Source organism: Pedobacter sp. BMA, assembly GCF_001027745.1.
Taxonomy (GTDB): Bacteria; Bacteroidota; Bacteroidia; order Sphingobacteriales; family Sphingobacteriaceae; genus Pedobacter.
On sequence record NZ_LECU01000002.1, the window covers coordinates 130,262 to 143,938 of the forward strand.

General features: G+C 39.3%; 12 protein-coding genes and 1 riboswitch. Of the genes, 1 reads left to right on the plus strand and 11 read right to left on the minus strand.

Features of this window, described 5'->3' with window-relative positions:
- Positions 1–23 precede the first annotated feature (23 nt).
- From AB669_RS03005 to AB669_RS03030, 6 genes are all read right to left on the minus strand, one after another.
- Positions 24–512: a YMGG-like glycine zipper-containing protein gene (locus AB669_RS03005; RefSeq protein ID WP_047797826.1), complete on the minus strand. Its 489-nt coding sequence runs from the start codon at positions 510–512 to the stop codon at positions 24–26.
- A gap of 128 nt (positions 513–640) precedes the next feature.
- Positions 641–1,366, minus strand: a complete 726-nt coding sequence (locus AB669_RS03010; RefSeq protein ID WP_047797827.1) for a diphthine--ammonia ligase — start codon at positions 1,364–1,366, stop codon at positions 641–643.
- Positions 1,356–2,042, minus strand: a complete 687-nt coding sequence (locus tag AB669_RS03015; protein WP_047797828.1) for a Sir2 family NAD-dependent protein deacetylase — start codon at positions 2,040–2,042, stop codon at positions 1,356–1,358. Before AB669_RS03015 ends, AB669_RS03010 begins: the two co-directional genes overlap by 11 nt.
- Positions 2,042–2,983 (minus strand): ABC transporter substrate-binding protein, encoded by a 942-nt coding sequence (locus tag AB669_RS03020; protein WP_047797829.1) that lies wholly within the window; start codon positions 2,981–2,983, stop codon positions 2,042–2,044. The genes AB669_RS03015 and AB669_RS03020 overlap by 1 nt, the downstream gene beginning before the upstream one ends.
- Positions 2,984–3,073: 90 nt before the next feature.
- Complete coding sequence (locus tag AB669_RS03025) at positions 3,074–3,664, minus strand: DUF6580 family putative transport protein (RefSeq protein WP_047797830.1); 591 nt, start codon at positions 3,662–3,664, stop codon at positions 3,074–3,076.
- A 31-nt stretch (positions 3,665–3,695) separates the two neighbouring features.
- Positions 3,696–5,564, minus strand: coding sequence for a TonB-dependent siderophore receptor (locus AB669_RS03030; RefSeq protein ID WP_047797831.1), 1,869 nt, complete (start codon positions 5,562–5,564; stop codon positions 3,696–3,698).
- 97 nt (positions 5,565–5,661) lie between these two features.
- Positions 5,662–5,855, minus strand: a riboswitch (cobalamin riboswitch).
- A gap of 190 nt (positions 5,856–6,045) precedes the next feature.
- Here AB669_RS03030 and AB669_RS03040 point away from each other — a divergent pair.
- Positions 6,046–7,452, plus strand: a complete 1,407-nt coding sequence (locus tag AB669_RS03040; RefSeq protein ID WP_047797833.1) for a sigma-54 dependent transcriptional regulator — start codon at positions 6,046–6,048, stop codon at positions 7,450–7,452.
- An 81-nt stretch (positions 7,453–7,533) separates the two neighbouring features.
- On the opposite strand, the gene AB669_RS03045 is transcribed toward AB669_RS03040, so the two are convergent.
- The 5 genes from AB669_RS03045 to gatB form a co-directional block, all read right to left on the minus strand.
- Positions 7,534–9,324: a chloride channel protein gene (locus tag AB669_RS03045; RefSeq protein WP_047797834.1), complete on the minus strand. Its 1,791-nt coding sequence runs from the start codon at positions 9,322–9,324 to the stop codon at positions 7,534–7,536.
- Positions 9,325–9,362: 38 nt separating this feature from the next.
- On the minus strand, positions 9,363–10,085 hold the full coding sequence (locus tag AB669_RS03050) for an RluA family pseudouridine synthase (RefSeq protein WP_047797835.1): 723 nt from the start codon (positions 10,083–10,085) through the stop codon (positions 9,363–9,365).
- 180 nt (positions 10,086–10,265) lie between these two features.
- Positions 10,266–10,955: a response regulator transcription factor gene (locus AB669_RS03055; protein WP_047797836.1), complete on the minus strand. Its 690-nt coding sequence runs from the start codon at positions 10,953–10,955 to the stop codon at positions 10,266–10,268.
- 103 nt (positions 10,956–11,058) lie between these two features.
- Positions 11,059–12,171: a TlpA disulfide reductase family protein gene (locus AB669_RS03060; RefSeq protein ID WP_047797837.1), complete on the minus strand. Its 1,113-nt coding sequence runs from the start codon at positions 12,169–12,171 to the stop codon at positions 11,059–11,061.
- The gene (gatB, locus tag AB669_RS03065) at positions 12,171–13,634 is read right to left on the minus strand and encodes an Asp-tRNA(Asn)/Glu-tRNA(Gln) amidotransferase subunit GatB (protein ID WP_047797838.1); all 1,464 of its coding nucleotides are present in this window, start codon (positions 13,632–13,634) and stop codon (positions 12,171–12,173) included. The genes AB669_RS03060 and gatB overlap by 1 nt, the downstream gene beginning before the upstream one ends.
- Positions 13,635–13,677: the final 43 nt, after the last annotated feature.

Consider the following 13,677-nt stretch of genomic DNA (forward strand, 5'->3'; position numbering starts at 1 on the left):
TTTTGCATATATAATAGATTGTTCTATTGAGCTCTACCGCTCTTTTTATCTTCTCCTCGTCCAATCAGATAACCACCACCTGCACCAACTAAACCACCGATAACAGCACCACGGCCTTTTTTCTTATCAATTAATGCACCACCAACAGCACCCGCTGCACCACCAATTACAGCACCTTTAGCGGCATCACTCCAACCTTTTTTCTTAGCTGTAGGCTGTGTTGTACCACCATATGAACTTGAACTTCCACCCGAGCTGGAGTAAGATCTGGATGATGCTGCTCCCGCTCTTCTGGCTGCAACAAGTTCGGCCTGATGTTGAGCCTCTTTTTCAGCTTCAACTTTAGCAGTTTCAGCTTTTTTAAATGAATCTAGTCTTAAACTATCTTTAACGGCTTTAATCGCTAGTTGCTTATCAGCTTCCTGTTGTTTCAAAGCGGCTTCTTCTTTTGCCCTGTTGTTACAAGCAAACATTACAGAACTTAATGCAATTACTACAAATATCTTTTTCATAACGTTTTAATTTAATCAGATCTACATCAGCTACCTAACCCAGTTGATGCATGTTCCTTTCCATGTGCGATTAGTTAATTACAACTACTAAAGAAAAAATGATGCCAAAATGTTTTAGGTTCAGATAATTAATTAATTAAATCAATAAACCAGAAGCCTGATATGCTTGATGTATCTTTCGCTTCTTCGTCTGCAGGGTCAGTATCAACAGGTGCCCGATAAGTTTTGAAAACCTTTTCTCCGAGCTCAAATTCTATCTTTTTCCTAAATATAGGCCCTTGGAAAGCGAACGTATGAAATTCGCCATTCTCACCGCACGGGTCGATTTTAGGTGGTAAATTATGAATCAGATCCAGGGTAATTACCTCGCCACATACCATCTCCAGGTCTTGTCGTGTGCATACAATAATGGTTTTATAGTTCAGCTCCAAAAATTCCTGAATAAGCAAACGAGTGTCCAGTTTCCAAAGCGGAAATATGGCTTTTAGTCCGATTTCTTCTAATTTAGTTTCCCTGTAAGTGCGAAGGTCTTCGAGGTGAATGTCGCCAAATATGGAATGGGTAATACCTTCCTCCTTAAATTTTAAAAGGTGCATACGCATTGTTTCATCATAATGCTCCATCGTAGGCATTTCACCCAAACGAATCTGATACAACGGTATACCAATGCTTTCTGCCTGCTTAATTAGCAAGCTCTCTCTAACCCCATGCATCGATATACGGTTAAACTCATCAGTTAAAGTTGTAACCAGATAACAAATCTCAATGGTTGGATCCTTCAATGCATAGTGCAGTGCCAATGTACTGTCTTTGCCCCCACTCCAGTTAAAGATACAACGTTTTTTAACGGCCATTTAACAGGATTTCTTTCAGTGCCGACATTCCTTCAACAGCACTCTGCTGTATAGTGGTCACATTTTTGTATCTACCAACATCAGGTGTTCTCGGATCAATAATGTATTTTTTTGTTGCTGAAGGTATAAAGTCTATCAAGCCCGCCGCCGGGTAAACAGCCAGTGAAGTGCCAATCAAAACAAATAAGTCTGCCTGCCTGCAAATTTTAGCCGCTACTTCGATCATTGGAACAGCTTCCCCGAACCATACTACATGTGGGCGCAGTTGAGTACCTAACTCGCACAGGTCTCCCATTTTGATTTCATCTCCTTCTATTACATAGGTCAGGTCTGCCCTTCTGTCTGATTGAGATTTGGTAATAACTCCGTGGAGATGAGTGACCTTCGTAGAACCAGCACGCTCATGCAAGTCATCTATATTCTGTGTGATAATCTCAACATCAAAATGAGCTTCCAGTTCCGCCAGGATTTCGTGGGCGCGATTAGGCTTTGCTGTAATGACCTGCTTCCGCCGTTCGTTATAAAATTGCTGAACCAATACTGGATTACGTTCCCACGCTTCTGGTGTCGCAACGTCATAAACATTGTAACCTTCCCAAAGTCCGTCAGCATCCCTGAATGTCTTTAAACCGCTTTCGGCACTGATGCCTGCGCCTGTTAAAACAACTATTTTCATTAAATTGAAATGCTTTGGTGTACACTATTAAATGATCTGAATTTTGTACTGATAAAAGGATTGGGCTGAAATATTTGAGGATGAAACATGCACGACAACGCCTCTATCCCATCAACCAGCGTACCAATACTGGGTTGTGTAAACATATCGAAGTCCGCAATATAAACCTGATTGGATTTAACAGCTTCAAGATCATTCCATCCATCCTTCCGGCTTAATAATTCCATTTCCAATGTACTCCGGTCTACATCGAAGCCGCAAGGTGCTATCACAAGTACTTCAGGATTGTACTTTCTGATTTTATCCCATTGGGTAACAATAGAATCGCCGGCAGGATTGGACAGCATATCCACTCCGCCGGCAGCGGCGATCTGAAAAGGAATCCAATGACCGCAGTTGTAAATAGGCTCAATCCACTCCATTAGCATGGTCCGCTTTAATGGTGCCTTATTCAGCCTCAGCTGATCAAGAAAATAATCAGTTCTTGTTTGCAGCCGACTAAGATATCTTAATGCCACTTCTTCTTTACCCAATGCCCTTGCAATGGTAATGGCACAAGTATAAACGTCCTGCAAGTTGTTAGGCGACAGAGGAACAAGTAATGGTTGTTTGCTGAGTTTCATTACGGCTGTTTCAGTACACACCGTATCGATATTACATACCTCACAGAGGTCTTGTGTAAACACGATATCAGGAGAGATACTTTCCAATAAGTCATCGTCAACCCAGTACAGGCTTTTTCCCTGTGACTTGGAAGCAGAAAATATCCGGTCAATCTCAACGCTTGAATAATTTTTACCCTCTAAAATACACCGTACAACTTTTGGTAACCCGGCTGCTTCTTTAGGACATTCAAAAGTTACCCCGTAGAGATGATCCTGAAGACCCATATCATAGATCATTTTGGTTGCAGCAGGGAGGAACGATACTACTTTTAACATAATAAATAACTTTAGTACAAAGTATAAAGATAAAAAAAGTCCCCTTTCGATTTGCATCAAAAGGGGACCTTATCTTTATTTTAGTTTTAATCAGGCTTGTTGCGCGCTAAATTTCAGTACCGGGTATTTGGCCTTCAAGATCTCGAAAGCACCAAATAAGATAGCACCGTAAATTAAAGTTCCCTCAAGGAATCTGATTTCAAATGGGATTGCCCGTTCCAAACAAAGCCAGAATCCTTCAAGGTCCTGAGTGTAGGATGGATTTCTAAACCACACGCCAAAATCAGTAACGATCCAGTGGATCAATACAATAGATAAAGTGGAGGCCAGCAGGCTAACAGCATTGATTTTGTTTAACAATACACGTCCAACCAATACCATTAAGGCAAATGCAAAATAGGTCCAGTACCAGCCTTCATATAAAAAACCATTGCTATATTCTTTGAAGATAGTTGCCGACAATATGAAATCGCTTAAAAATAAACTTAATAGAGGAAATGCAAAAGCTTTTAAATGGTCTTTAAAATAAGCTCCGCCAAACAAGGCAACCGCCCCTATCGAAGAGAAGTTCGCGAACTTCAAGGCATCAGAGTTAAATGTTACCAGTAAACGGAATCCTGTAATTACAAGAATCATTAACAGTAATATTAAGGTACGCGGATTGAATTTTAGATTCGACATATTTATGTTATTTATACAAAGTTAAATCTTCTTAGTGGATATTAAAAATCACACCCGTATTAAAATTGAATCCGAGGCTGTTATATCCGATAATCTCATTGTATTTCTCGTTCAAAATGTTTTTTGCATCGAAGAAGAGCTTTATACGTTTTTTCGCCAGCGCATATTCCGCATATGCGCCTAACAATTTATATGCTGGCAGGTTGTCTACAGTGTAGGTTGTGAAATTTCCATCGGTACGCGTACCAAAATAACGGTAATTTGCACTTATAAAAAGGTCATTTGTAGCTTGTACACCTGCCGTTAAACCAAAGGTATGTTTTGGTCTGCGAAAAAGATAATCAGCAATCGCATTATCAACGAAGTTAAATTCATTCCCTTCAACGTATGCGTAATAACCATTGATATTGAATTTACCTAGCTTTACAGCTGGTTCTAATTCAAACCCTTTTGTTTTCTGGCTGATCTGATTAATGTATCCATTCGGGAAAGCATAAATAATTGCATCTGTTAAATCGCGTTTGTAAGCCGCCGCACGTAAACTGAATTTGTCATCGGCAAAACTGAAGTTAACACCGGCTTCATAATTTTGCGATTTTTCTGGTTTCAGAGCCAGATTCGCTCCGAATTGTCCGAAAAGCATGTTTAAAGTTGGTATTTTAAATGCCGTTGAAACCGTTCCAAACAATTTAATCTCCTTTATAATGTTGATACTTGGTGTTATCGAATAAGTATAGTTTTCGCCATATTGCTCGTGCTTATTGTACCGTCCGCCAACTTCTAAATTAAAAATACTAAAATCATGTAAAAACAATGAACCATAAGCAGCAAAAATATTGGTTTCAGGTTTGTTATTAGCAGAAGAAAGCTTCATCACACGGTTATCAATACCCACCAGGAGGTCTAGTTTATTTCCTAGCTTTTGGTTGTAAAATAAATCAAGTAACGAAACCCGGCCTTCAGTAATACTAGGATACTGACTTTGTGCATCGTTTCTGGTTCCTTCATAGCTGTAGTTCAAAGTAACTTTTCCGGTTGCAAATTCATACCTTGCATTTGTTCCGGCCGCGAAATTCTTCAATATCGAGTAATTGTTGGCATCAGCAAAAGCACCACCATCGAAACTATAGTTTCCATAATAATATCTTACAAAAGGGTTAATCGAAAAGTGATTATCCAGCTTGATTTCAAAATTGGCATTCAATGCATCAGTCTTAAACCCGTCTTTGTCGAACGTAGTAGTGTTACCGGCTGGATTTGCAGCTTCAGAGATGCCATTAGTTTTAGCATGGGTATAATTGATGTTATAAGAAAATCCCTCCACTCCACCGTTTAAACCAATGGTTCCTTTGTAGGTTTCATAGCTGCCAGCACTGGCCACACCGTAAATGGTGTTTCCTTTTGGCCCACCTTTTTTAGTAATAATGTTAATTACACCGGCTACGGCATCCGATCCATAAATGGTTGACTGCCCGCCACGTAAAATCTCAATATGGTCTATTTGATCAATTGATAAAAGCCTTAAGTCGAAAGCACCGCCATTTCCCGAAGGATCGTTCTGTACAATGCCATCTATTAAAACCACGGCATAAGCACTGCCTGCTCCCCTGAAGAAAACAGATTTATTAAGGCCTGGATTACTGCTTGATCCGGCAACTATTATCCCCGCCTGCTCGCTGATCAGCTCAGGTAGTGATTTTCCATTGCTTCTGTCTAACACCTCCCTACTGATGATGGTGACCACTTTACCGGTTTGCGATTGTTTCTGGTCATTTTTTGTAGCACTGATGACAACGTCTTTCAACTGGACGCTGTCTTGGTTTTGTGCTTTAGCCAGCTGGCTAAACGTTAGCTGTGCAAGCCCTAGACCGGCAGCAACTAATACTGTTTGTTTGTTCATTTGATTGTGAGTTTTGCCCACAGCCAACAGATTCGAAAAGGAAATGAAAATACTTCAAAAGTTGGTACCTCAATCCTAGCTTCAATCCCCGAAAGCTATGAAATTATACGCTAAAGGCAGGTCTTCTGACTTACTCCCGGCTTTCCGGCCTTCCCGCTTCAAAACTGAAACAGTGGCGAAATGAATGAAAAACCGTTATGAAGCTTACAGCTGCGGGACAGTTACAGAATTACACTGTATTCCCTTTTAATTCCGGTTGTATAGCCGGAAACCAAAAGCGTCGCAAAAGTAGTAAAATAAAGGGATATGTAAAATGAATGTGGCGAAACCTCCAATCATTCCACAGCGGTACTTGACCATATGAAAATTTAACAAAACCTTTTCGGCTGATTCCCGTTTATAGCCTAAATCATTGTATAAAAAACTATACATTAATTTAAAAGTAATATATTCGCATATCAATTGAACAAACAATTACCAAATGGCCAAACTATTAATTATTGATGATGAGCGGGCTATAAGAAGCACCTTGCGCGAAATTCTGGAGTACGAAAATTACGACGTCGACGATATTGATAATGGTATCGATGGACTTGAAATGATCAAAAAAGGTAATTACGACCTTGTCCTTTGTGATATTAAAATGAATAAAATGGACGGCATGGAAGTGCTTGAACAGGCACAGGTCATCAAACCTGACCTCCCATTTATCATGATCTCTGGCCATGGTACTGTTGAAACTGCTGTCGAAGCCAGTAAGAAAGGCGCCTTTGATTTTATTTCCAAACCACCTGATTTAAATCGACTTTTAATCACCGTACGCAACGGTTTGGATCGTGGAACATTGGTAACGGAAACCAAAGTTTTAAAGCGTAAAGCCAGTAAAACCCGTGAAATCCTGGGCGAATCGGATAGTATTTCTAAAATAAAAGAAACCATCGAACGTGTTGCTCCTACCGAAGCTCGTGTTTTAATTACCGGTGCGAATGGAAGTGGTAAGGAATTAGTTGCCCGTTGGTTACATGAAAAATCTAACCGCGCAGATAGTCCTCTGATCGAGGTTAATTGTGCTGCCATCCCCTCAGAGTTGATCGAAAGTGAATTATTTGGCCACGAAAAAGGGTCATTTACATCAGCTGTAAAGCAACGCATAGGTAAATTTGAACTGGCTAATGGTGGAACCTTATTTCTGGATGAGATCGGTGATATGAGTCTCTCAGCCCAGGCTAAAGTTCTTCGTGCATTACAGGAGCACAAAATCTCACGTGTAGGTGGAGAAAAAGAAATTGATGTGAATGTGCGGGTATTGGCTGCAACAAATAAAGATTTGTTAAAAGAAATCGAAGACGGGAATTTCCGGATGGATTTATATCACCGCCTGAACGTAATCAACATTCATGTTCCTCATTTAACTGAACGTACTGACGATATTCCTGTTATTGCTCAAAACTTTTTAGAAAGTATCTGCGGTGATTATGGCATGCCAGTCAAGCGAATCAATGAAGGTGGCATGGCTGCTTTGCAGGCATTGCCGTGGACGGGAAACGTTCGTGAATTACACAATATGATTGAGCGTTTAATTATCCTAAGCGATAAAATAATTACCGAAAATGATGTTCGTGCCTTTGCCAACCCAGGCGGAGGAACCAATATCGGAGCGGCTTCCAGTACGCAGATTGCCAATGCAACAGGTGGTACAGGTTTATCTTCTTCTTTCGATAGCTTCAATAACTTCCAGGATTATAAAGACCACGCAGAAAAAGAATTTATCAAGTTTAAGCTGGAGAAAAATAATTGGAATGTTTCAAAAACTGCCGATGAAATCGATATCCAGCGGAGTCACCTTTACAGTAAGATAGAAAAGTTTGGATTGAAACGGGCAGAGTAGTCTGGCCTTAATTAGCCCTATATCAAAGCCGGCCTGAATGATCATCATTCAGGCCGGCTTTTCATATAATAATCCTATTTCTTAATCCATATAGTCATTTTGCCGCATTAGTAAGGCTCTGTATTTATTGAATATTGCGGTTTTGGAAACAAATCCTTTGTAATGGTTTGCTTCATCTACAACAGGTAGAATCCATGCATTTTCCTGTTCCATTTTTTCAAGAACCTGCTTCATGTCCTCATACTCATTAATAATATTAGGTGCCTGTTGAACAAGGTCTGAAGCCTTAACTATTTCCTTGCCTGGTGTGGAGAGAATCTCGTTAAACAAATCCTCCATATAAATGATACCTTTAAAATCTCCAACCTCATCTGTAACCGCACAAATATTCTTGTGCGACTTAACCATTTCGCTCATTTTTAGTGATATAGTATCATTAAGCTGAAGTGTAGGGTAAGTTTTCTCAATAAGGTATTTAAGCTTCATCTGACTCAATACTGTGCTGTCTTTATCATCGTGTGATAGAAGTTCACCCTTGTCTGCCAAAGCTTTGGTGTATATCGAATGTTTCTGAACACTGCGGTTAATGGCATATGAAATCGCAGTTGTAATCATCAAAGGAACCATTAAAATGTACCCCCCTGTAATTTCCGCAATCAGAAAAATTCCAGTCAATGGGGCATGCATGATTGAGCCTAAGGCTCCAGCCATTCCTGCTACAATAAAGTTAGGGACATTTAATTGAGCAACACCTGAAAGATTAACTGAATACGCAAACACAAAACCAATTAAACCACCCATAATAAGGCTTGGTGCAAACGTTCCACCGTTCCCACCTGCGCCCAGTGTAATTAATGTCGCAGCCGATTTCATAAAAACAGTTACAACAGTAAACAGGATCACAATACCAGTGATATTATTGTAGTCCGAAAAGATACTGTTGTTAATTACCGTAAGGTAGTCCCCCTTTAATAATGAATTTATGGTAATATAGCCCTCGCCGTATAGCGTAGGAAACAAAAACACCAATGCCCCCAGCATCAGTCCACCTATCACCACCCGTGTATAAGGATGTTTGATTTTGTAGAAAAAACTTTTTATTGCGTAATTAGCTTTGGTGAAATAAATCGAGAATAAACCGATTAATCCGGCTAAGATGACATAAAAAAATAATGCATTCACCTCCCAACCTTCGGTAATCAGGTAAAAAAGTTGTTGTGTATAAAATAGCCTGGCAACTACAGCTGCTGTTGCAGCAGACAATAACAAAGGAATAAAGGCAGGTATCGTAAATTCAGGCAATAAAATTTCAATGGCAAATACAATTCCTGCTACCGGACTGTTAAACGCACCGGCAATTGCAGCAGCAGCACCACAGGCAACCAGCATCGTAACTTCCCGGTAGGATAGTCCTAGTGTTCTACCTAAATTTGAACCTATGGCCGAGCCACTGGTCACAATTGGCGCCTCCAACCCTGTCGAACCACCAAATCCAACAGTAATTGCTGCAGTAATAATTTGAGAATAGATATTGTGAGGTTCTATCTTACTTGATTTTTTCGATATCGCGTATAATAAAGGTGTTAAACCTGTTTCAAATTTCGTTTTCCGAATAAAGTATTTAATATATAATACGGTCAGAAATACCCCGATCATTGGAAATATAAAATACAGGTAGTATTTATACTTCCAGTGCCAGTCTGACTGAAGAAATTCTTCGATGTGATGTGTTAAACTTTTAAGAACTGCAGCAGCCAGGCCTGCTAGAACCCCAACAACAACAGCCAGTATAACTAGGAAATTACGATTTGATATTTTAGATTTTCTATACTGGTTAATCGTATCAAGGTAATTTACAAAGCGAATATACATTTTCTGTTATTTATTTACGTTCTTTCCTACCCTGCAACTTAAGCATCAAATTTGTCAAGCAGCTTAATCAAGGTTGAATAATCTTTTGGGTACGGTGCATCAATAATAATATCCTGATCATCGAGACCTTTAAATACGAGGCGTCGTGCATGAAGGGCAAAGCGTTTCATGATAGGTTGCTCCTCTTCTCCCTTAGTAAGTTTATAACCACGTTTTATTGAAGACAGGAACACAGGTTTGCCTTTATACATGTCATCGCCTACAATTGCGGCACGCTGTGTAGCAAGATGAATCCTGATCTGGTGCATACGTCCTGTTATTGGCTTACATTCAACCAGGGTATAATGCTTATAATATTTGAGCGAGTTGAAACGGGTTTCGGCACGTTTGCCTTCCATCCTGTCAATGGTCACATTTTTATTGCCATCATTCAAAATAGGTAAATCAACCAGCAAATCATCAAAGATAACATGGCCATCTACCACTGCATGATAAGTCTTGTCAACCTTCCTGCGTTCGAACTGCATAGAGGCATGCCTATATCCTTCAGGATTTTTCGCGATAATTAACGCACCCGAAGTTTCCTTATCTAAACGGTGACAAACCTGCGCGTCATCACTGTATTGTTTTGCTAAACGCAACACATTGGTTTCTCCGGATCCACCTCTTTCATCAAGGGATGCCAGAAATGGTGGTTTGTTGATTACAATGAAATCGTTGTCTTCGAAAAGAATAAGGTCTTGAAAATTTGGGTACTTCAAACTATGATCGTATTAATGAGCTGCAAAAATACGGATTTATTTTAATTGGATCAGAAATTAAGCCTATATTAACCGATGATGGAAAATGAGAAAGCCATTTATATCAAATCCTAAACACAAAAAAACCGCAGATTGACTGAATGATCAGCTAATCTGCGGCCTCGAATCTACTAATGCATTTTAAGAAAGTTCAAATTTATATCCCACACCTTTCACCGTAGATACATATGTTTCGCCCAATTTTTCGCGTAACTTACGGATGTGGACATCAATTGTACGATTAGTAACTACCACCGAATCTTCCCAGATATTTTTTAGAATGGATTCTCGAGTATATACTTTACCAGGTTTTGACGCCAGCAGGTATAATAATTCAAATTCTTTTTTGGCTAATACCACCTTACTACCGTTTTGAAAAACCAGATAGGCTTCTCTGTCAATTACCAAATCACCTATTTCTAGTTTGTTTTCGGAAACTTCCTCCGTTCCTGCATTTCTTCTCAGTATTGCATTTATCCGACTAACTAAAGCGCGGGGTTTTATCGGTTTAGCAATGTAATCATCAGCGCCTACATTAAAACCTGCAATTTCAGAGTATTCCTCGCTTCTGGCAGTTAAGAATACCATGAAAGTATTTTTGAACTCAGGAATGGCGCGCATTAAGCGACAAGCTTCTATGCCATCCATCTTAGGCATCATGATATCAAGAATAATCAAATCAGGGTGAACCTTTTTGGCTACAGTAATTCCTTCTTGTCCGTTTGTTGCTGTAAATACCTGATAACCTTCTTTTTTGAGGTTGTATTCGATTAATTCCAGAATGTCTGGTTCATCATCAACAATTAATATTTTCTGACCTGCGTTATTCATAGTTAAATATTTGTTACGAAAGTACTGTCTCTGATGTAATTTTTAGTTAAGCCTAAGTTAATAAATTGTTAACGACTTAAATTAGTTTAACATTGAGTTTCTTTTATCGTAACGATTTAGTTAGAAATGCATCCAGTTCGTCGCCACGAAGGTTTTTCGCAACAATTTTTCCTGCAGGATCAATAAGAAATGAGGCTGGTATGGCTTGTACCTGATATTTTTTAACAGTTTCACCATTAAAATCTTTTAATTCTGAAACATGGCTCCAGGTTAATCCATCAGCTTTGATTGCCCCCAACCAGGCAGCTTTATCGGTATCGAGCGACACACCTAAAACATCGAAATTTTTATCTTTAAACTTTTGGTAAACTTTAACTACGTTGGGGTTTTCCTGACGGCAAGGCTGGCACCATGAAGCCCAGAAATCCACCAATATAAATTTTCCCTTATAATCAGACAAGCTAATCGGTTTATCGTCTGCAGTTTTCATTGTAAATGCAGGGGCAAGCTGACCAACCTGTACTGTTTTTAGCGAGGCCATTTGTTTAATAAAGGCATCAACAGTTGCATTGCCTTTAATATCGTCTTTGATCTCTTCGGCATACTTTACTAATTGCCGTTCAAACTCCTGCGGACTCAGGGTATTCATAGCATAGAATCCTGCTAAAGTACCCTTATTATCTTCCGCAAACTTTAGGGTTGAAGTATTAAGTTGGTTGATATAGGATTCGTATTGAGGTTTCATTTGCTCTAAAATAGCAGCACGGTTTTGGGGCTGTCCAGCAACCTTTGTTTCAAAATCAGCCTGAAGTTTTTCTACGCGTTTAGCAAACTCGTTTCTAATGACATTTAGTTCAGATAGTTTCTCTACCTCATTGGCTCCGGATATTTTATATGCCATAGATTTATCGGCCAAATCTGCTTCCAGTTTAATTTCATCTCCGTTTTTAGCAATCAGCATAAATTCATGGTTGCCAATTGAAACCCTGAAGAAATCCACCGAAGGTGTTTTACGGATAAATTTAAATTCACCCTTCTCTGAGATATTAGTCGAATCAACTGCTACCATCTGACTGCTTTGCATCCCGTATAAAAATACTTTTTTATCCGTACCTGGATTCTGAAAGGTCCCGTCAATTGTAAAATTGTCTTTTGGTTTACAGCCTGTAAAAACAACTGCTATTAATATGATAAGGCTTAAATTTTTCAATCTCATTATTTTAGTTTTTCAAGTATTAATTCATTTATTTTTTTTGCATCTGCTTTGCCTTTTGCAAGCTTCATCACATCGCCTACGAACAAGCCTAATACACCCTTTTTCCCTTTTTTGTAGGCCTCAACCTGCTGAGGGTATTTATTCAATACCTCATCAACAAAACCTTCAATCTCATTTCCGTCACCTGAAATGAGCAAGTTTAAATCTGCTGCTAAAGCAGAAACATCTGCATTTTCATGCTCTTCTACTGCTGGCAATAGTTGCTGTATTGCAATTTGCTGGTTGATTTTTTTATCATCAACAAGGTTTAACGCAGCAGCTAATTGTTCAGGTTTAATTTTATAATTATCAATGCTTATTCCCTTCTCATTCAAAGCTGCTCTTATAGGTCCAATTAACCAGTTAATCAGATTTTTCTTTAACCTTACAGCTGGCAATGCCTCGTTAAAATATTTCAATAGATTCAGATCCTCAGCAAATAACGCAGCATCCGCTTTACTAATTCCAAATTCTTCAATCATCAGCCTTGATATTTCAGCTGGCAGTGCTGGCATTGCTGATTTTATTTCGGCTAACCATTCGTCTGAAATATACACGGGTTGTAAATCAGGATCCGAAAAGTATCGGTAATCGTTAGCCTCTTCCTTAGTACGCATGGGCGATGTAGTTCCCTTGTCCGCGTCGAAATTTAGTGTGCTCTGAATAATCTCCCCTCCGTTTGCAATAACTTCCACCTGCCTTCCGAATTCGAATTCCATTGCTCGGCGTACGTTACGCATAGAATTTAAATTTTTCACTTCACAACGTATACCAAATGCTGTAGTGCCGCGCTCCCGGATTGAGATATTTGCATCGCAACGTAAACTCCCTTCTTCCATGTTCCCATCACTAACATCCAAATGGCGCACCAGTTTCCTGATTTCACTCAATAATGCTGATGCCTCTTCTGCACTGCGGATATCAGGTTCAGTAACAATTTCGATTAATGGAACTCCGGCACGATTTAAGTCAACAAAAGAGTATTGGGCGTCCTGGTCATGAATACTTTTACCCGCATCTTCTTCCAGGTGAATTCTATTTATTCCTATTTTTTTTAATGATCCATCAGATAGTTCAACTTCAAGAAAACCATTAACGCAAATCGGTTGGTTATCCTGAGTAATCTGATAGCCTTTAGGTAAATCAGCATAGAAATAGTTTTTCCTGTCGAAATGGTTAACCTGATTAATTTTACAGTTTAAGGCAAGCCCTATCCTGATGGCTTTAGCTACCACCTCTTTGTTTAATTTTGGTAAGGCACCTGGTAGTGCCAAAGAAACTGTTGAGATGTTTTGATTGGGTAACGACCCGAAAGATGCGCTGTCGGAAGAAAATATTTTAGTATTGGTGTTCAGCTGAACATGTATTTCGAGTCCTGAAACGAGTTCGAAATGATGATGTGGGCTTGTTTCTGTTAAAGGCATTTACTTTTTATAATCCACAGGTGAACACAGATAAACAGGATTC

What these genes read in the sequence shown, in the direction of transcription:
- AB669_RS03055 (WP_047797836.1), bottom strand. Translation starts at nt 10,955, where the DNA reads ATGAATAACGCAGGTCAGAAAATATTAATTGTTGATGATGAACCAGAC.
- AB669_RS03010 (WP_047797827.1), bottom strand. Translation starts at nt 1,366, where the DNA reads ATGGCCGTTAAAAAACGTTGTATCTTTAACTGGAGTGGGGGCAAAGAC.
- AB669_RS03005 (WP_047797826.1), bottom strand. Translation starts at nt 512, where the DNA reads ATGAAAAAGATATTTGTAGTAATTGCATTAAGTTCTGTAATGTTTGCT.
- AB669_RS03040 (WP_047797833.1), top strand. Translation starts at nt 6,046, where the DNA reads ATGGCCAAACTATTAATTATTGATGATGAGCGGGCTATAAGAAGCACC.
- AB669_RS03030 (WP_047797831.1), bottom strand. Translation starts at nt 5,564, where the DNA reads ATGAACAAACAAACAGTATTAGTTGCTGCCGGTCTAGGGCTTGCACAG.
- AB669_RS03020 (WP_047797829.1), bottom strand. Translation starts at nt 2,983, where the DNA reads ATGTTAAAAGTAGTATCGTTCCTCCCTGCTGCAACCAAAATGATCTAT.
- AB669_RS03045 (WP_047797834.1), bottom strand. Translation starts at nt 9,324, where the DNA reads ATGTATATTCGCTTTGTAAATTACCTTGATACGATTAACCAGTATAGA.
- AB669_RS03060 (WP_047797837.1), bottom strand. Translation starts at nt 12,171, where the DNA reads ATGAGATTGAAAAATTTAAGCCTTATCATATTAATAGCAGTTGTTTTT.
- AB669_RS03025 (WP_047797830.1), bottom strand. Translation starts at nt 3,664, where the DNA reads ATGTCGAATCTAAAATTCAATCCGCGTACCTTAATATTACTGTTAATG.
- AB669_RS03015 (WP_047797828.1), bottom strand. Translation starts at nt 2,042, where the DNA reads ATGAAAATAGTTGTTTTAACAGGCGCAGGCATCAGTGCCGAAAGCGGT.
- gatB (WP_047797838.1), bottom strand. Translation starts at nt 13,634, where the DNA reads ATGCCTTTAACAGAAACAAGCCCACATCATCATTTCGAACTCGTTTCA.